This is a genomic window from Candidatus Dormiibacter sp. (genome assembly GCF_050999135.1).
In the GTDB taxonomy this organism is placed as follows: Bacteria; Chloroflexota; Dormibacteria; order Dormibacterales; family Dormibacteraceae; genus Dormiibacter; species Dormiibacter spiritus.
The window spans coordinates 44,185-61,629 of record NZ_JBPCPN010000034.1; the positions used below are offsets into that span (position 1 = coordinate 44,185).

At 68.4% G+C, this 17,445-nt stretch carries 18 protein-coding genes and 1 riboswitch; of the genes, 12 read left to right on the forward strand and 6 right to left on the reverse strand.

Annotation, left to right across the window (positions count from 1 at the left end):
* Positions 1 to 21: 21 nt before the first annotated feature.
* Positions 22 to 798 (reverse strand): enoyl-CoA hydratase/isomerase family protein, encoded by a 777-nt coding sequence (locus ACR2MZ_RS08910; RefSeq protein WP_434004697.1) that lies wholly within the window; start codon positions 796 to 798, stop codon positions 22 to 24.
* Positions 799 to 838: 40 nt separating this feature from the next.
* Here ACR2MZ_RS08910 and ACR2MZ_RS08915 point away from each other — a divergent pair, with 40 nt between their 5' ends.
* On the forward strand, positions 839 to 2,326 hold the full coding sequence (locus ACR2MZ_RS08915; RefSeq protein WP_434004698.1) for an aldehyde dehydrogenase family protein: 1,488 nt from the start codon (positions 839 to 841) through the stop codon (positions 2,324 to 2,326).
* 522 nt (positions 2,327 to 2,848) lie between these two features.
* Here ACR2MZ_RS08915 and ACR2MZ_RS08920 read toward each other — a convergent pair.
* Positions 2,849 to 3,232 carry a TraR/DksA C4-type zinc finger protein gene (locus tag ACR2MZ_RS08920; RefSeq protein ID WP_434004699.1) on the reverse strand — a complete coding sequence of 128 codons (384 nt, stop codon included), beginning with the start codon at positions 3,230 to 3,232 and terminating at the stop codon, positions 2,849 to 2,851.
* Between the two features lie 129 nt (positions 3,233 to 3,361).
* Complete coding sequence (locus tag ACR2MZ_RS08925) at positions 3,362 to 3,694, reverse strand: SCP2 sterol-binding domain-containing protein (protein ID WP_338181760.1); 333 nt, start codon at positions 3,692 to 3,694, stop codon at positions 3,362 to 3,364.
* Between the two features lie 76 nt (positions 3,695 to 3,770).
* Here ACR2MZ_RS08925 and ACR2MZ_RS08930 point away from each other — a divergent pair, with 76 nt between their 5' ends.
* Positions 3,771 to 4,757 (forward strand): MBL fold metallo-hydrolase, encoded by a 987-nt coding sequence (locus ACR2MZ_RS08930; protein WP_434004700.1) that lies wholly within the window; start codon positions 3,771 to 3,773, stop codon positions 4,755 to 4,757.
* Here the strand turns inward: ACR2MZ_RS08930 and ACR2MZ_RS08935 are convergent.
* The 3 genes from ACR2MZ_RS08935 to ACR2MZ_RS08945 all read right to left on the reverse strand — a co-directional run bounded on the left by ACR2MZ_RS08935 (position 4,726) and on the right by ACR2MZ_RS08945 (position 6,931).
* Positions 4,726 to 5,613, reverse strand: coding sequence for a DegV family protein (locus ACR2MZ_RS08935; protein ID WP_434004701.1), 888 nt, complete (start codon positions 5,611 to 5,613; stop codon positions 4,726 to 4,728). The genes ACR2MZ_RS08930 and ACR2MZ_RS08935 overlap by 32 nt on opposite strands.
* A complete protein-coding gene (locus tag ACR2MZ_RS08940) occupies positions 5,610 to 6,308 on the reverse strand; it encodes a helix-turn-helix domain-containing protein (RefSeq protein WP_434004702.1) in 699 nt (232 codons plus the stop codon). The genes ACR2MZ_RS08935 and ACR2MZ_RS08940 overlap by 4 nt, the downstream gene beginning before the upstream one ends.
* A 122-nt stretch (positions 6,309 to 6,430) precedes the next feature.
* Entirely contained in the window at positions 6,431 to 6,931 is a 501-nt protein-coding gene (locus ACR2MZ_RS08945) for a bifunctional nuclease family protein (protein ID WP_434004703.1), read from the reverse strand.
* Between the two features lie 162 nt (positions 6,932 to 7,093).
* On the opposite strand from ACR2MZ_RS08945, the gene polA reads away from it, so the two are divergent.
* The 10 genes from polA to ACR2MZ_RS08995 all read left to right on the forward strand — a co-directional run.
* Entirely contained in the window at positions 7,094 to 9,784 is a 2,691-nt protein-coding gene (polA, locus tag ACR2MZ_RS08950; protein WP_434004704.1) for a DNA polymerase I, read from the forward strand.
* 14 nt (positions 9,785 to 9,798) lie between these two features.
* Positions 9,799 to 10,623, forward strand: coding sequence for a bifunctional DNA-formamidopyrimidine glycosylase/DNA-(apurinic or apyrimidinic site) lyase (gene mutM, locus ACR2MZ_RS08955; protein ID WP_434004705.1), 825 nt, complete (start codon positions 9,799 to 9,801; stop codon positions 10,621 to 10,623).
* 45 nt (positions 10,624 to 10,668) lie between these two features.
* Positions 10,669 to 11,307: a phosphatase PAP2 family protein gene (locus tag ACR2MZ_RS08960; RefSeq protein WP_434004706.1), complete on the forward strand. Its 639-nt coding sequence runs from the start codon at positions 10,669 to 10,671 to the stop codon at positions 11,305 to 11,307.
* On the forward strand, positions 11,300 to 11,629 hold the full coding sequence (gene cutA / locus ACR2MZ_RS08965; RefSeq protein WP_434004707.1) for a divalent-cation tolerance protein CutA: 330 nt from the start codon (positions 11,300 to 11,302) through the stop codon (positions 11,627 to 11,629). Before ACR2MZ_RS08960 ends, cutA begins: the two co-directional genes overlap by 8 nt.
* Positions 11,630 to 11,706: 77 nt before the next feature.
* A riboswitch (cobalamin riboswitch) is annotated at positions 11,707 to 11,828 on the forward strand.
* A 97-nt stretch (positions 11,829 to 11,925) separates the two neighbouring features.
* Positions 11,926 to 12,417, forward strand: coding sequence for a hypothetical protein (locus tag ACR2MZ_RS08970; RefSeq protein ID WP_434004708.1), 492 nt, complete (start codon positions 11,926 to 11,928; stop codon positions 12,415 to 12,417).
* A 2-nt stretch (positions 12,418 to 12,419) separates the two neighbouring features.
* Positions 12,420 to 13,268 carry an energy-coupling factor transporter transmembrane component T gene (locus ACR2MZ_RS08975; RefSeq protein WP_434004709.1) on the forward strand — a complete coding sequence of 283 codons (849 nt, stop codon included), beginning with the start codon at positions 12,420 to 12,422 and terminating at the stop codon, positions 13,266 to 13,268.
* On the forward strand, positions 13,241 to 14,620 hold the full coding sequence (locus ACR2MZ_RS08980; protein WP_434004710.1) for an ABC transporter ATP-binding protein: 1,380 nt from the start codon (positions 13,241 to 13,243) through the stop codon (positions 14,618 to 14,620). The genes ACR2MZ_RS08975 and ACR2MZ_RS08980 overlap by 28 nt, the downstream gene beginning before the upstream one ends.
* Positions 14,617 to 15,405 carry an ECF transporter S component gene (locus ACR2MZ_RS08985; protein WP_434004711.1) on the forward strand — a complete coding sequence of 263 codons (789 nt, stop codon included), beginning with the start codon at positions 14,617 to 14,619 and terminating at the stop codon, positions 15,403 to 15,405. Before ACR2MZ_RS08980 ends, ACR2MZ_RS08985 begins: the two co-directional genes overlap by 4 nt.
* The gene (locus ACR2MZ_RS08990) at positions 15,371 to 16,591 is read left to right on the forward strand and encodes a molybdopterin molybdotransferase MoeA (protein WP_434004712.1); all 1,221 of its coding nucleotides are present in this window, start codon (positions 15,371 to 15,373) and stop codon (positions 16,589 to 16,591) included. The genes ACR2MZ_RS08985 and ACR2MZ_RS08990 overlap by 35 nt, the downstream gene beginning before the upstream one ends.
* 177 nt (positions 16,592 to 16,768) lie before the next feature.
* A partial coding sequence (locus tag ACR2MZ_RS08995) for a DEAD/DEAH box helicase family protein (protein WP_434004713.1) occupies positions 16,769 to 17,445 on the forward strand: 677 nt, incomplete at its 3' end.

The window sequence follows — 17,445 nt, forward strand, 5'->3', positions numbered from 1 at the left end:
TCGGTCCCCTGGCGGGTTGGTTCAGCGGCCCTTGAACTGGGGTTTCCGCTTCTCCAGGAAGGCGCCGATCCCCTCCGCGGCATCCTCGGAGACGAAGATGCGGCTGATCGCCTCCCGCTCGATCGCCAGGCCCAGATCCAGCGGAGCGGCATAGCCGAGAGAGGCCGCTACCTTCGCCCGACCGATCGCCTCGCTGGCGCCCTCGGCGATCCGGCGACAGTACTCCACAGCCGCCGTCCGGCAGGCGGCGGCGTCCTCGTACAGGCGGTTGACGACGCCCACCTGCTCGGCCTCCTCGGGACCGAACTGGCTGGCGCTGAAGATCATGTCCATGCCCCGGGAAAGGCCCACCAGGCGAGGCAGGCGCTGGGTGCCGCCCGAGCCCGGGAAGAGTCCCAGATTGGTCTCCGGCAGGCCGAGCTTGTAGCCGCCGCGAGCAGCGAAGCGAAGGTCGCAGGCAAGCGCAAGCTCGAAACCGCCGCCCAGCGCGTGACCGGCGATCGCCGCCACGAAGACCAACGGCGTCTGCTCGAACTTGCGGAAGACCTCGTGGGCCAGGAGTGCTGTCATCGCCCGCTGATGGGCCGACCCGGCCTGGAAAGCCGCCACGTCGGCGCCGGCCGAGAAGAACTTCTCTGAGGCGCTGGCCAGGACCCCTGCGCGGAGGTCATCGTCGTAGCGGATGTCGTCGATCACCGAGCCCAGCTCGCGGAGGAACTCGTAGTCGTAGCTGTTGGCGGGCGGCCGGTCGAGGACGATCACAGCGACCGGCCCCTCTCGCTCGAGTCGTACTGCCATGGCAAGCCTCCGATGTTTGATGACGGGCGGCGGAATAATGGTGTCTTATCCGGCGACCGGCGTGATTCCTGACGAACCAAGCTTGGGGGAAACGACAGTGGCAACCATGATCATCGAGAGCGAGCGCACGGGCGCCGCTTCAGGCCAGACGTACGAGGTTCGCAACCCGTCCACCGGTGAGGTGGTGGACCAGGTGCCCAGCGGCGGCCCTGAAGACGTCGATCGAGCCGCCCAGGCGGCGGAGAGGGCGCAGAAGAAGTGGGGCAAGATCGCTCCCGCGGAGCGCGCGCGCATCCTGCATCGGGCGGCCGAGCACATGCTGGGCAAGGTGGAGGAGATCGCCCCCCTGCTGACAGCTGAGCAGGGCAAGACGATCCTCGAGTCCCGCATCGAGGCCCAGCGCTTCGGCGAGAACATAGCCTGGTTCGCTGACCTGGCGGACAAGATCCACGGGCAGTATGTGACTCTGCCGGACCCGCGCACCTATGGCCTGGTGCTGCGCCGGCCAATCGGCGTGACGGGCGCCATCGTGCCCTGGAACTTCCCCCTCACGCTGGCTGCCAACAAGGTGGCGCCGGCGATCGCCGCCGGTAACTGTGTGGTGCTGAAACCGTCCGAAACCACTCCGCTGTCGACGCTGGCCTGCGTTGAGGCGCTGATCGAAGGCGGCTTGCCCGAGGGCGTGGTGAACGTGGTCCTGGGCCATGGCTCCGGCCCGGCGATGGTCGAGCACCCGCTGATCCGCAAGATCGCACTCACCGGTTCGTCGCCGACCGGTCGCAAGGTGATGGCGGCGGCGGCACCACAGCTCAAGAAGGTGGTGCTGGAGCTGGGCGGCTCCGACCCCTGCATAGTGCTCGACGACGCCGACCTGGACGAGGCTGCCAAGGCGATCTCTGTCGGCCGCTTCTTCAACTGCGGTCAGGCCTGCCTGGCGATCAAGCGGCTCTACATCCAGGAGGGGGTCTTCGACGAACTGCTGGGGAAGCTCATCGCCCGGGCCGGCAAGCTGAAGCCCGGCGACGGCATGGACAAGAGCTCCCGCATGGGGCCTATGCATTCCGAACAGCAGCGGGCTGAAGTGGAGGCCCAGGTGCAGGACGCTCTCGACCGGGGAGCCCACGCGGTGTTCGGAGGCGACCGGCCGCAGGGCGAGGAGTACGCCAAGGGTTGGTTTGTCAATCCGACGATCCTGGTCGACGTCAGCGATGAATCCCGGATGGTCACCGAGGAGGTCTTCGGGCCTGCCCTGCCGGTGATGAGGATCAAGGACCTGGACCAGGGCCTGGAGCGGGCCAACAACTCGCCCTTCGGTCTGGGCTCCTCGATCTGGACCGGCAGCATGGCCGCCGCCCACCGCGCGGTGCAGGAGCTGGACGCCGGCTACACGTGGGTCAACGCACTTCAGATCGCCCATGACGAGCTGCCCTTCGGCGGCACGAAACAGTCAGGCTTCGGCAAGGAGCACGGTCTGGAAGCGTTCCACGAGTACACCGAGCAGAAGGCGGTCGTCTACGGCTCGCTCTAACCTGTCCTATCCTCGAGTAGACCAGGCACTCGCCTAACTCTCGGCCTGTCGTCGCGGGTGCTGGAGGGAGCCTAGATCCTATTTCAGGTTGTTGCTGCTGTCGTAGGTCAAGGTTGGTAGGAAAATGCAAGCGGTCAGGCATGGCCGCAAGGCCCGTCGTCCTTCAATGCACTGGGCCGTGGCTAGCGTTGACAAGCGCCATATCAAGGATGAGTCTTTATCGCCAGGGTCATACCAATACCTAGGCCCAATATCGCACCTGCTGCGGTGGCTAGGACCAGCATCTGGCGACTCATTCGGAACGCGCGGAATCCAGTTCGCGACCCAGCATCTGGATCACTGGGTACCACTGACCTGCCCAAGAGCACTCCGAAGAGGGAAGCGGCAGCGAAAGGAATGGCCAAGAGCAGCCAAACCGGACGATAGAGGGCCAGCAATGACACAGTTGAGTTTCCCTTTACCTTCCGCACTGAACAAATTTCGGCTGAGAATCCTTGGCCACCGGACCGGGCGGAGACGGCCTCAGGCGGGGGCCACGTTGGTCCTGTCGAAGCGGGCTTGGCAGTCGACGCAGCGGGTGGCCTCGGGCCGGAAGCGAAGGCGCTCAGCCGGAATCTGCTTGCCGCAGTCCTCGCAGACGCCGTAGGTGCCCTGGTTCATCCGGTCCAGCGCGTGTTCGACCTGCTCCCGGTTCTCCTCCAGAAGCTGGACCAGGTTCTCGCCCACCTCCCGATCGCTGAGGACTGACGCGAACTCCGTGTCTTCAGGATCCCGGGTGACCACATCGCCGACCGTCTCTGCGATCGGCCGGCCGAGCCCCGCCTCCTCCTCGGCCTGAGAGGCAAGCGCAGACAGTGCCTCGGCCTCGGCTTCCAGCCGCTTTCTCTCCACGTCCGTGTCTGCCATCTTGTCTCCTCTGTGCCAACCTGCTGCCCCTTTGGGGCAGGCAACGCTATCAGGTTTCGACCGACGACAAGCTCGTCGTATTCCCTTTTGGGGCAGAAGGGGGCTGGCGGCCGGCGGCCGGGAGACTTCCTAGGGGCGCTTGAAGAGCGAGGCCATTTTCATCGCCAGGCCCATGTCGCCCTTGACTTTGAGCTTGCCGCTCATGAAGGCGGAGGTGGCATCCATCGTGCCGGTGGCGATCTTGACATAGTCGTGGCCGTCCGCAGTCAGGGTGAGGTTCGGGTTCTCGACTGTGCCCTCGTGGGAGGTGGCGGTCTGATCGGCGATCTTCACCCACCACTGGCCGCCCTGATCGCCTGTCAGGTTGAACTGAACGTTGGCATTGGCGTTCCCGGCCTTCTCGGCGCGGAAGTACTCGGGCAGCTTGTCGAAAACCTGCTGCGGGGTAAGCTCCTCAGTCATTGACTCCTCCATTTATGACGCTTCGCGGCATTTTGCCGGAACCATGTTATACGGCTGCAGCCGCTGACCAAGACAGATGAAGGAGCTCACCGAAGTCAGCAGCGGCGTGTTCGAACTCAGACTGCCGATCCCCTGGGAGGATGGCCGCGTCAACTGCTTTCTTCTCCCGCGCGGGGAGCGGGTCGATCTCATCGACTGCGGCATGAACGGGCAGGACTCGCTGGCTCTGATCCGAGCCGCTGCCAGGCAGGTCGCCGGTCCGGAAGCCAAGATCGGGCGGCTCGTTGTGACTCACATCCATCCCGACCACTACGGCGGCGCCGGCGAGCTGACCGAGCGGGACGGCGCCCAGCTCTTCCTGCACCGCCTGGAGGTCCCGATGGTGCACCCTCGCTATCTCGAGATCGAACAGCTGGTCCAGGAGGTCGGCCATCATCTCCAAGTCCACGGCGTGCCGCCGGCCGAGGTGGCCGAGCTGAAGAACGCCTCTCGCGGCATCAGGCAGTACGTCGGTGTGGCTGCCCCGGCGCTGCAGCTGGACGGCTCGGAGACCCTCCACCTGGGCACCAGGAGGCTGCGCGTGGAGTGGACGCCCGGTCACTCGCCCGGCCACATCTGCCTCTTCGACGGGGAGTCAGGCGTCCTCTTCGCCGGCGACCAGCTGCTGCCTGACACCAGCCCCAACATCGGCCTCCACCCGCAGAGCACGCCCGATCCTCTCGACGACTACCTCGCGGGGCTGCGCCGGCTGACCGCTCTCAAGCCCCGGCTGATCCTGCCGGCCCACGGCCGGCCCTTCGACTCGGTGCTGCAGCGCGTCAGCGAGCTGGAGGCCCACCACGCCCGGCGGAAGAGACAGATCCTGGCTCTGATCGGAGTGGAGGACCTGAGCGCCTGGTCGGTGGCGACCCGCGTCTGGGGGCGCCGAGCGGACCTGATCGACCGCCGCATGGCGCTGCAGGAGGGCCTGGCCCACCTCCAGTCCCTGAGCCAGGAGGGCCAGCTGGAAAAGCTGGCCGAACCCGGGCGGATTACGTGGCGGCGGCCGTCCTCAGGTCCCTGAGGCCGAGGGGAAAGAGCGCCGCCGGGTAGAAGCCGACGCCCACGGTGCCCGGGCCCGCGTGAGCGCCCACCACCGGCCCCAGTGGCGAGACGAGAAGCGATTCGCTCCGGCCGGCGAGAGCGTCAGCCACCCGCTGCGCAGCGTCTTCCGAGCAGGCATGGCCGACGATGGCGCAGCAACGCTCTTCGCCGGCACCGGCCAGCTCGATCAGCCGGCTGAGGGCTCTCTCCCGAGTTCGAACGCGCTCCAGCGGAGCCACCTCCCCCTCAGCGATGGTGAGCAGCGGTTTGACCTGCAGCACCGAGCCGACGAGGGCACTGGCCCGTCCAATCCGGCCGCCGCGGCGCAGCTGCTCCAGGGTGCCGACCAGGAAGTAGACGTGGGTCTCACTAGCGATCTCACCGACCTTGGCGGCGATCTCTTTGACGGACCGGCCGTCGGCGGCCAGCTCGGCCGCGGCCAGCACCACCAGGGCCAGCGGCATGGAGACCAGGCCTGTGTCGACCACCGTGACGCGGTCCGTCATCTGCGCCAGTTCGGCGCCCTGGACGGCCGCCTGGTAGGTGCCACTCAGCTTGGCCGAGATGTGAAGCGAGAGCACCTGGTCGTGATTAGAAAGAGCCTGACGGTAGGCGTCAGCAAACATGCCAGGCGAGGGCTGTGAGGTGGTGGCGATGGAGCCTGAGGCAGCTAGCCGCCGGTAGAACTCCTCGGGCTGGATCTCGACACCGTCCAGGAAGCTTTGGCCGCCCACTGTGACTGTCAACGGGACGACTGTTACCGACAGCTGATCTCTCAGAGTGGGCCGTAGATCGGCAGTCGAGTCTGTCACCACCGCCACCCTTGCCTGGGTCATCGCGCCGCCTCCGGCGTGGACTGGGAAGGCAGAGTGCGGGCCGCCTCGATCAGCGCTGCCAGCGGGGCGTCGGAGCTGCGCTGGAAGGCCTCCAGCCGACCGGCCAGGGCGGTCACGGCGCCGGTCACCGAGTCAGTCAGTCGGCTCCTACCCAGCTGAATCAGTTCGGCGCCCAGCCCCATGCCGGCCAGGGTTTGGATCTTGGCCGCCGGCACGGCTGCGCTGTCCAGAACCGCCCGCACAGCCGCCCCGGCGTCCCTGCCAGCCCGGCCCAGGCGCGCCAACCAGAAGCCCAGCGCGAGGGCGGGATCGCCGCCGGGGAGAGCCTCGGACAGATAGGTGCGCACAGCCACCGCCTCGTCGGCGATGCCGGCGAAGCGCTCGAACGCCGCCCGCAGGCGGTCGACCAGCTCGCCGGCCGGCTGCGGCAGGGTGGGGCTGAAGAGGATCTTGGAGCGGCCGCCCCGGCGCTGATCGGTCGGGCGATCACTGCTCGCCAGGGAGTGGGTGCGTCGGGCCAGTCCGGCGTTCTCCAGCTCGCGCAGCAATCCGTACGCGGTCCAGGCGGAGATGCTCATGGCGCTGCCGACGGCTGAGTAATGAACCGCCCCGGCGTTTTCCGCCGCCAAGCGACGGAGAACAGCCAGCGCCTCACTGCGGCGCGGGGTCAGGCCGAGCTCAGATCCATTGGCCAAAAGACCCAAGAACCATAGCGCAGCTCGACCGCTGCGTCAGGCGGGGGCCTGGCAGCGCATCGGCCTTCCGCACCGAGGCGCAGCCGCCCTCAACTCGGCTGACGCTCAGCCTGCCTGTCGACTCAGCTGCGCGACGGTCCCCGGCCGTGGGCGCCCGGCTCTTCAGGGAGATCGGGCAGATCCAGGTTGTTGACGAGATCCCGGAAGACCGCCAGCCGGTCGGGCTCGAGCTCCTCCGCCTCTTCGTCCTCGTCGTCCTTCTGAGGGATGACGCCCGCCTTCTCCAGGACCTCGGCCGCCACGTAGATCGGGCACTCATAGCGAACAGCCAGTGCGATGGCGTCGCTCGGCCGCGAGTCGACGTCCAGTTTCCGGCCGTCCTGCAGGAGGAAGAGGCGGGCGTAGAAGACCTGGTCGGCCAGGGAGGTGACCACTATCCGGCTCAGCTGGACGCCCAGCCCTTCGAAGCTTGACTTCATTAGGTCGTGAGTCAGGGGCCGGTCAGGAGCGACCCCCTGGATCTTCATGGCTATGGCGTTGGCGAGGTCGTTGCCGATCCAGATGGGGAGGTAGCGCTCGCTCTCGCGCTCGCGCAGGATCACCACGTGCTGCTGCGTCGGCATGTGCACGCGGATGCTGTCGACCGTGACCTCGATCAGATCGTCCGTTCCTGCACCTCTTGGAGCAAAGTCTAACCCCCGGGTGCCTCTCTGCCCGGCTCCGCATCTGCCTGAGAATGAGCGGGTGCCAGCCCTCGCCCCCGGCCACCCTGCAGTGGTCGGCTGATGGCACCTAGGGGCAGGCGCGGCCGCCTGGTTCTGATCGACTGCCACAGCCTGATCTATCGCGCCTTCTTCGCGCTGCCGCCCATGAGCACCTCGGCCGGCGTCGTGACGAACGCTGTCTATGGCTTCACCTCGATGCTGGCCATCGTGCTGGCCAGCCGGCCCGAATACGCCATCGCCACCTTCGACATGGGCAAACCCACTTTCAGGGTCCAGGAGTACGCGGCCTATAAGGAGGGTCGCAAGCCCATGCCGGACGACCTCCGGGTCCAGTTCGATCTGGTCCGCAGGGTGCTCATGTCGCTGCACATCCCGATCTACGGCGTGGAGGGCTTTGAAGCAGACGACCTGATCGGCACGCTGGCCCGGCAGGCCGAGGCGGCCGGCTTGGCCGTCACCATCGTGAGCGGCGACCTGGACTGCCTGCAGCTGGTCAGCGAGCAGGTGGAGGCGCTGGTGCCGCGGCGCGGCATCACCGACACCACGATGTACGGACCCGACCAGGTGCGGCAGCGCTACAACCTCGAGCCGAGCCAGCTCATCGACTACAAGGCGCTGCGGGGCGACACCTCTGACAACATCCCGGGCGTCCCCGGCGTCGGTGAGAAGACAGCTTCGCAGCTGGTCCAGCAGTTCGGTTCGGTGGAAGCACTGCTGGCAGGACTCGACCAGCTCAAGCCCGGCCGCATCCGTGCCGCCCTGGAGGCGGCAGGCGAGCAGCTCGCGCTCAACAAGCGGATGGTCACCATCCATCGGGACGCTCCCGTCGAGCTGGAACTGGAGCGGGCGCGCTGGCTGCGCTTCAACTACGACGAAGCCCGGGCGGTGTTCGACGAGCTGGAGTTCAGGCAGCTTCTAGCCCGTCTGCCGCTTCCGGATCAGTTGCCGGTTCAGCCCACCCTCAGCTTCGAGCCGGTGGCGGAGACGGGGGTGATTCTCGCCGGCCCCGACGATCTACAGGAGCTGCGCCGGCGCCTGGCGGCCGCCCCTCAAGTGGCGGTCTACGGGCTGTGGGACGGTTCCGCCCGCTCCGGTCCCCTGGCCGGTCTGGCCCTCGCCGCTGGCGAGGACGCCTGGTACGTGCCCACCGAGCTGGTCGGCGACATCAGTGCAGCAGTGGCCGCCAAGCCCCTCGCCGGCCACGATGTGAAGGAGACCGACCTGGTGCTGGAGCGCTTCCGGCTCGCTCGCTACCAGTGGCGGTCAAGCACGTTTCTCGCCGCCTATCTGCTCGGCGCGGGTTCCCGCGACCCACGCCTCGAGGACCTGGCACGTGAGTTTCTCGGCCGCCAGCTGAAGAGCCAGGAGGAGTTTCTGGGCACCGGCCGCGGCGCGCGTCCGGCCGCGGCCTGCGAGCCTCGGGAGTGCGCCGACTTCGCGGGACCGCGTGCGCAGGCTGTCCTTCATCTCGGACCGCAACTGGAGAGCGAGATGCGGAACCTGGGCGTCGACTACCTGTTTCATGAGGTGGAGCTGCCCCTGGCAGCCGTTCTGGCCAGAATGGAGCGCGCCGGGGTGGCGATCGACGTCCCCTATTTGCGGAGCATGCAGGCGGAGCTGGAGGAGCAGCTGCGGGGGCTGGAGACCCAGGTCGCCCTGGCGGCCGGTTACAACTTCAACCTGAGCGCCCCCCAGCAGCTGGCCAAGCTTCTCTTCGAAGACTTGAGGCTGCCTGTCGGAAAGCGAACCAAGACCGGCTATTCGACTGACGCCGACACGCTGGAGGCACTCCGGGAGAAGCATCCGGTGGTCGACCTGATCTTGGAGCACCGCCAGCTCAGCAAGCTGAAGTCGACGTACGTTGACGCACTGCCGGCGCTGGTCGACCCCAAGACGGGGCGCGTCCATACATCGTTCGGCCAGGCCGCGACGGCCACCGGCCGCCTCTCGTCCTCCAATCCCAACCTGATGAACATCCCGATCCGGACCGGTCTCGGCCAGCGCATCCGGCGCGCTTTCCAGGCCGGCCCAGAAGGCTGGCAGCTGTTCGCCGCCGACTATTCCCAGATCGAGCTCCGGATCGCCGCCCACCTGAGTGAGGACGCCAACCTGCTGGCCGCCTTCAAAGCGGGCCACGACATCCACGCGGCCACCGCGGCCCGGGTCTTCAAGGTGCCGCTGGCCGAGGTCAGCCCGGACCAGCGACGGCTGGCCAAGGTGGCCAACTTCGGCTCCATTTACGGCCAGGGAGAGTACGGGCTCTCGCAGCAGATGCGCATTCCAGGGGATGAGGCCCGTGAGTTCCTGAAGGAGTACTGGTCCACCTACACGAACCTGAAAGCCTGGCTCGACCAGATCCGCCTGAAGGCGAGGGAAGAGGGCTTCGTCGTGAGCGCCACCGGGCGGCGCCGAACCATAGGAGACTTGCGCTCGCCCAACTATCAGCTGCGGCAAGCCGCCGAGCGCATGGCCATCAACTTCCCCATCCAGTCCCTGGCGGCGGACATCATCAAGGTAGCCATGGTGCGCCTGGATGAGGAGATCGGCGCTCAGGGCCTCAGCGGTCGGATGCTCCTCCAGGTCCACGATGAGCTCGTCTTCGAGGTGCCTGAAGTCGAGCTGGAGCGCTTCGCTGAGATGGTGCCCAGGGTTATGACGGAGGCCTACGAGCTCTCCAGCCACCTGGAGGTGGAAGCCAAGCAGGGCCTCAACTGGGCTGACCTGGCGAAGCTGGCCACAGTCGTCGGCTAGGGCCGGGGGGAGCGTTGCCGGAGCTGCCCGAGGTCGAAACCATTGCCGCCGACCTGCGCCCACATCTGGTCGGCCGCACGTTGACCGCCTGCGACCTGCGATTTCCGGCAGTCGTCAGGTATCCCGAGCCGGAGGCCTTTGCTCGCGGCCTGCCCGGTCAGCGCATCGAGGCCCTCACCCGGCGCGGCAAATACATCCTGCACCACCTGAGCGGCGGCAGCCTGCTGGTGGTGCATCTGGGCATGACCGGCGAGTGGCGGCTGGCCGCAGCCGCGGACCCTGAGCCCGCTCACCTGCATGCTGTCTTGGCGCTGGATGACGGCCGGCAGCTCCGCTGGCGCGATGTCCGGCGCTTCGGCCGGCTTCTGCTCGGCATTGAGTCCGAGCTGCTGGCCGCCCGGAAGCTGCCACAGCTGGGTCCCGAGCCCATTGATCCTAAGTTCACGGCCGCCGACCTGCACCGGCGGCTGCGCCGCCGGCGAGCGCCTATCAAGCTGCTCCTACTTGACCAGTCAGTCCTGGCAGGCGTCGGCAACATCTACGCGGATGAGGCCCTGCACCAAGCGGGCATCCGGCCCGACCGCCCCTCCGGTGCGATAGGCCGCCCGCGTATCGCACGTCTGCGCGCGGCGCTCGATGTCCTCCTGCGGCAGGCGATCGCCAACCGGGGCAGCAGCGTAGACAGCTACCGCGACGCCTGGGGTGAGCTGGGCGCACAGCAGGAGCAGCTGCGCGTCTACGGCCGTGGCGGCCAGCCCTGCCTCACCTGCGGCCGCGCCCTGACCCTGACGCGCTTGGGCGGTCGCAGCACAGTTTTCTGCCGCCGGTGCCAGCGTTGAAGGCGGCGCGCCCAGACTGGGTACGGTTCTCCTGACGTGTCAGCTTTGAACCGAAGCTTGCTGTTTCTGGCGATCCTCAGTCTCGCCTTCCTCGCCTACACACAGATCGTCGCCGCAAGCGCGACTTCGATCCTGGACGTCCGGGCGGCTCACTTCTTTGCCGGGCTCTGGAATCCCGCCGGCGAGCCGGCCGGCCAGGTTCTCGCGGTGCTTGGCGGAGTCGAGTTCACAGTCCTCCTCATACTGGGACTTGCTCTGTACCTGTGGCGAGCCGGCTTTCGAGCGGAGGTGTGGGTCGCCCTGGCCTATCCCGCTGCGGTGCTGATAGAAGTGCTCTACAAGCGCCTCCTCGACCATCCCGGGCCCTTCATCCATCACGCCGACGGGCCGAGTCCGAGCGATATGGCGGCCAGCGGCGCCGGGATCGCCAACAGCTACCCCAGCGGCCACATGGTTCGCACAGTGCTCGTCTACGGTCTCCTGGCCTTTGTGCTGCACAGACTCCTGCCTGACGGCTGGGGCCGCCGGCTGGCTCTGCCGCTGGCAGCCGTCATGATTGCGCTGATGGCTCTGGATCGGCTCTACCTGGGCGTGCACTGGCAGTCGGACGTCATCGGAGGCGCGCTCCTGGGAGGCGCAGCTCTCGCCGGCGCGATCGCCTGGCTCGAGGTGCCTCGTGGCTGAGGCGGAGGCGGTGCTGTTGATCACCACGCTGGCGGCTCGGGATGAGGCCGAGAGCATAGGCGAGGCCCTGGTGGAGAAACGGTTGGCCGCTTGCGGCTCGGTCGTCCCCATGGTTCACTCCTTCTTCCGCTGGAAGGGCAGCCTGCACCGCGAGCACGAGGCACTGCTGCTGGTGAAGACCACGAAAGCCGCTTCGGCGGCGGCCCAGGCGGAGATCCGCTCGCGGCACTCCTACGAAAACCCTGAGATCCTGGAGGTACCGGTCAGCGGCGGTTCGGCCGAGTATCTGGACTGGCTCGCCAGCGAGGTCAGCCCGCGCTGAGCGACTCTCCGGCCGGCTGCGTGCCTGGCCGGCTGCGTGCCTGGCCGGCTGTAGCATGGGCAACGCCCTGACGGGCAAGGGAAGCCGGTGCGAATCCGGCGCTGTCGCGCAACTGTCAGCGGGGAGCCCCGCCCAAGACGCCACTGGATGAAGATCTGGGAAGGCGGGCCGGGGTGGCGATCCGCAAGCCAGGAGACCTGACCGTCGGGGAGGCAACCCGTCCGCGCGAACGGTGGGGAGGCCGCCGGCGGCCGGCGTTCCCCGCGGCTGGGAGAGCGCCGCCAGGAGATCAAAGCATGCGCAAGCTGCTCACGGCCAGCGCGATACTGGCCCTAATCACCATCGCCTGCGGGCCCGGCTCCGGTACTGCCTCGCAAACGCCTTCCGGTCAGGCCAGCTGTGTGAACGCGCAGGCCCCGCACCGAGCCTATGTGGTGGTTGAACATCTGTCAGGCAGGGTGGTCCAGGCGTGTGTCGGTTTCCAAGGCGATTCCATCAACGGCCCCAACCTCATGAAGAACAGCGGCGTTGAGTTCCGGACCAGCACCACTTCTCTTGGTCTGGGCATCTGCCAGGTCGACAACGAACCTGCCCACTTCGACCAGTGCTTTCCTCCGAACGCGCCGTACTGGGATCTGCTTCTAGATTCAAGGGGTCAACCGGCTTGGCAGGAGTCGTCCACGGGCCTGGATCATGTCCAGGTCGCCGATGGCGGCGCGATCGGCTGGCAGTACAGGCCCCAGACTGGAAGCCCACCTGCCCTGCCGCCTCTGCCCAAGCGGACCTAGCAATGGCTGGCCGGCTGCACCCGCGAGCTGTCGCCGCCTGGGCGCTGACCTGCGTGGTACTGGCCCTGGCGACTAGCAACCCGCTCTACCGGGTGTTGGCGGCTGTCATCAGCCTGACAGTTCTGATCCGCTTGGCCGGCTGGCGGCGGGTGCGCCGGCTGCTCCTGGCGGCCGGCATCCTGGCTGGCACCACCGCCCTGCTGAACGTCGTGGTCGCCCACGTCGGTGAAACAGTGCTCTGGACGCTGCCCGGCTGGCTGCCTGGCCTGGGCGGTCCCTGGACCCTGGAGGCGCTCGCCTACGGGCTCTTCAGTGGTGTGGGCCTCATGGCCTGCCTCTTCGGCGCCGCCTCGCTCACGCTGCTGCTGGAACCTGACGAGCTGATCGATGCCCTGCCCGGCTGGCTGGACAGGACGGGGGGGACCCTGGCGATGACGCTGGGACTGGCCGGCGCCCTGCGCTCCACAGTGGGCCAGGTGGTGGAGGGGCAGAGGCTGCGTGGCTGGCGCCTGCGCGGGCCCCGCTCCTGGGCCGAGATCACGGTGCCGGTGGTGCTGACGGCGGTCGAGGGCTCGATCCAGCTCGCCGAGGCCATGGAGGCACGGGGTTACGGCGCCGGCCCGCGCAGCCGCTGGCAGCGGCCGGGCCTGAGCTCACCTGACCGTGTGCTTGTGGTCGGCTCAGCGGCTGCGCTCGTTCTGTTCATCGCTGCCCGGCTGGGCGGCCGGACGGCTGAGTGGTACCCCTATCCTTCCTTGAGCCTGCCGGCGCTGGAGCCGCTGCCGCTCGCTGCCTTCCTGCTCCTGGCGCTTCCTCTGTTCCTATGGCCCGGGCGACCCTCCGCAGCCTGAGCTACCAGTACCCTGCCGCAGCCGAGCTGGCGCTGCGGGCGGTGGACCTGGAACTCGACGCCGGCCTCACAGCGCTCGTCGGACCCTCCGGAGGTGGCAAGTCGACCCTCCTCCGGCTCCTCAACGGCTTGGTGCCGCACTTCCATGGCGGCCGGATCTCCGGCCAGGTGACGGTGGGCGGTCTTGATGTTCTGCGCACGCCCACCCGGCGCCTGGCCCGGGAAGTTGGCTTCGTATTCCAGGATCCCGAGCTGCAGGCTGTGCGCTCCTGGGTCGAGCGGGAGGTCGCCTTCGGCTTGGAGAACGAGGCGGTTGGGGGGCCGGCTCTGCGCCAAGGCGTCGCGGAGGCGCTCGCGCGCGTGGGAGCGCTGCACCTGGCCGGCCGCCGGCTGGCGACGCTCTCCGGTGGCGAGCGGCAGCGGGTGGCGCTCGCCTCGGCGCTGGCGCTGAGGCCCCAGCTGCTGGCGTTGGACGAGCCCACTTCGCAGCTCGATCACGAGGGGACCGAACTGGTTGCCGCAGCTTGCCAAGCACTGGCCGCCGAGGGGTTGGCGGTGGTGGTGGCAGAGCATCGTGACGAGTGGCTGGGGCCGCTGGCGCAGCGCACGCTTCTGGTCGAGGCCGGCCGCGTCGAGGACTTGGGGCCGGCGGCCGGAGACCGATTCACGAGTCTCGAGCCGGCCGCCTACCGGACGCCGGCGCACCGGGGCGTGGAGGCCTGGGCGGTGCGAGGAGCGACGGTCGGCCCGGCGGGCCTGCCGCTCCTGCAGGACTTGGACCTGGCGGGGGCGACCGGCGAGGTGCTGGCGTTGACGGGACCCAACGGCGGCGGCAAGACTACCCTGCTGCGGCTGCTGGCGGGGACGCTGCCGCCGCTGTCCGGCGCGGTCAGCCGGACGCCGGGCAGGGTCGCCTTCCTGCCTCAGAACCCGGCTGCGCTGCTCTACCGAGCCAGCATCAGAGAGGAGCTTCGGGCGACGCTGGACCGGGCAGCCTCGGCCGAACCGCCCGAGCAGGTCCTCGGCGAATTGGGCCTGCTCGCCCAGGCCGAACGCGATCCGCGGGATCTCTCCAGCGGCCAGCGCCAGCGAGCAGCGATCGCAGCGGTGCTCGCTGGGTCGCCCCGGCTGGCGCTGCTCGACGAGCCGACCCGGGGGATGGACCGCTCAGCCCGCACCGGCCTGCGGCGACTGGTCGGTCGGCTGGCGGCTGAGGGCTCAGCGGTGATCATCGCCACGCACGACAGCCAGCTGGTGGGGGAGGTCTGCGATAGGGTGCTGCTGGTGCAGGCTGGGACAGTGCGCGAGCAGCCCGCGCTGCGCGCCGACCTCGCACCGCAGGGGCCGGGATGAGGCTGGCGTTCCTCTCGCTGCTGGGGCTGGCGCTCTTCGCCTGGCCCTTTCTGGGCGGCGGGCTGCCGGCCGACACGGCGGCGGCGGCTATCGCCATCGCCGCGCTGGGGGCGCTGCTCCTGCTGGAGGTCGGCTTCCGGCACCTGGACGCTCGCCAGGTGGCACTGCTGGCGGCACTGGCTGCGCTCGACACCGCCTTCCGGCTCGCGATTCCCTCCGCCTCCGGCGTGGGCGGCTTCAGCCCCATCTTCTTCCTGGTCCTGCTCGCCGGCTTCGTGTTTGGGCCCTCCTACGGCTTCCTGCTGGGCGGCTTCACCATCCTCGTCTCCTCGCTGGCGGAGGGCGCAGTCGGGCCCTGGGTGCCGTACCAGATCTTCGCCACCGGCTGGGTGGGCGTCAGCGCCGGGATCGCCGGTCTCCTCTTGCCAGCTCGCTGGCGGCAGCAACGCTGGCCGGCGCTGATGGTGCTGGCCGGGGTCGGTGCGCTGGGCGGCTGGGCCTTCGGCGCGCTCATGGACATCCAGGTCTGGGTGGCTTTCTACAGCGGTCCCGGGCAGCTGGGCTGGGTGCCCGGCATGGCTGCCGGCGAAGCGCTCGCCCACTTTGGCCGCTTCTACCTGCTCACGTCCTTGGCCTATGACACCTTCCGCGCCGTGGGCAACGCGCTGATGGTCCTCTTGCTGGGAGTCCCTGTGCTGGTCGCGCTGAGACGGGTGCAGCGGCGGCTGAGATTTGAGATCGTGGAGAACTATGCAGCCTTCCACCTACCCGCTGATCGACCCTGACCAGGCACTCGCCCTGGTCCTTCAGGAGGTTGCCGTACTGGGCACAGAGGAGCTGCCGCTGGCTGCCTGCCCGAACCGCGTGCTGGCCCAGGACCTGATCGCCGAGCAGGATCTGCCTCCCTTTCGAAGCAGCGCTGTGGACGGCTATGCGCTGCGCGCCGCCGACTCTGGCGGCCGCCTGCCGCTGGCCGGAGAGGCGGCAGCCGGCCGGCCGTTCCAGGGCAGCTTGCCGCAGGCGGCCGCCGCCAGGATCCTGACCGGCGGGGTGCTGCCTGAGGGCGCCGACACGGTGGTCATGCTGGAGGAGGTCCGAGCCGGCGCTGACTGGGTGGAGGTGCCGGCCGGGCTAAGGCCTGGCAGCAACTATCACCGCCCGGGGGCCGACCTCACCACGGGCACTCGCGTTCTCCGCCGGGGAGACGTGCTCGGGCCGGCGGAGCTCGGCCTGGCCGCCGCGCTCAACCGGCCGTCCCTGATCGTGCATCGGCGCCCGCGCGTCGCGCTCATGTCGACGGGGGACGAGCTGGTCCAGGTCGGGGGCAGGCCGGAGGGGGGCCAAATCATCGACTCCAACCGCTGGGCCCTGCTGGCGGCGCTGGGCGAGGCCGGCGCTGAGGTGAGCCTGCTGCCGGCGGCTCCTGACGACCCGGCTCAGCTGCGCCAGCTGGTGCTGGGGGCGCTGATCGAGCACGAGGTGCTGGTCACCTCGGGTGGCGTCTCGGTCGGTTCCCACGACCTCGTAAAGCCGCTCCTGGAGTCGCTGGGCAAGGTGCACATCGGCAGGGTCAAGCTCAAGCCGGGCAAGCCTTTCACGTTTGCCACGCTGTCTGAGGACCGGGTCGCCTTCGGCCTACCGGGCTTTCCGGTCAGCTCGCTGGTCACCTTCGAGGTCTTCGTGCGGCCGGCTCTGCGCCGGATGCAGGGATTCCGCCAGCTGCAGCGGCCGCGCCTGCCGGTCAGGCTCGACTTCGAGGCCAAACCGGCGGCCGGCCGCACTGAGTACCACCGGGTATCCCTGCGCCGGCGGGGCGACGAGCTGATCGCTCAGACCACTGGCTCTCAATCCTCGTCGCGGCTTCTGAGCCTGGTCGGAGCGCACGCGTTGGTGCGGATCCCGTCAGGCGACGAGCCAGTCCGGCGCGGCAGCCAGGTGGAGGCGCTGATCCTGAACCTGCCTGCCGACTGAGAGTGCCCTGACGGCGAAGGTCCTGTTGTCGCCGAGGCCGACCGGAGGGGCGTCGTCAGCTATGAACGTCAGCGGCCAAACCTGTAGGCGATGATGCAGGGCGACCGGCAGGCACCATCCCTTCGCCTGGACCCAGAGAACCATTCACGAACGGCTGTTCGCCCTAGACTTGAGGGGATGCCGACGGCTTTCCAGATCGACGCGCCCTTCGAGCCCAAGGGGGACCAGCCGCAGGCCATCCAGGAGCTGATCCATGGCGTGCGGGAGGGCGTCCGCGAGCAGACGCTGCTGGGTGTGACGGGCAGCGGCAAGACGAATGTCGTGGCCTGGGCGCTGCAGGAGCTGGGCCGGCCCGTGCTGGTGCTGAGCCCCAACAAGACGCTGGCCGCGCAGCTCTGGGCGGAGTTCAACCGGCTCTTTCCCCGCAACGCCGTCGAGTACTTCGTCAGCTACTACGACTACTACCAGCCCGAAGCCTACGTGCCGTCGAGCGATACCTATATCGAAAAGGAATCGACGATCAACGAGGAGATCGATCGCATGCGGCTGTCGGCGACGCGGTCGCTGTTTGAGCGCCGCGACGTGATCATCGTCGCGAGCGTGTCGTGCATCTACGGGCTAGGTTCGCCCGAGGCGTACTACGGGATGCTCCTGCCGCTGGAGCGCGGTCAGCGGATCAGCCGGGAAGATATCCTGCGCAAGCTGGTCGCGATCCAGTACGAGCGGAACGACACCGACTTCGCCCGCGGCACCTTTCGCGTGCGCGGCGATATCGTCGAGGTGATTCCGTCGTACGAAGAACAGGGCCTGCGCATCGAACTGTTCGGCGACGAGGTCGACGCGCTGACCACGTT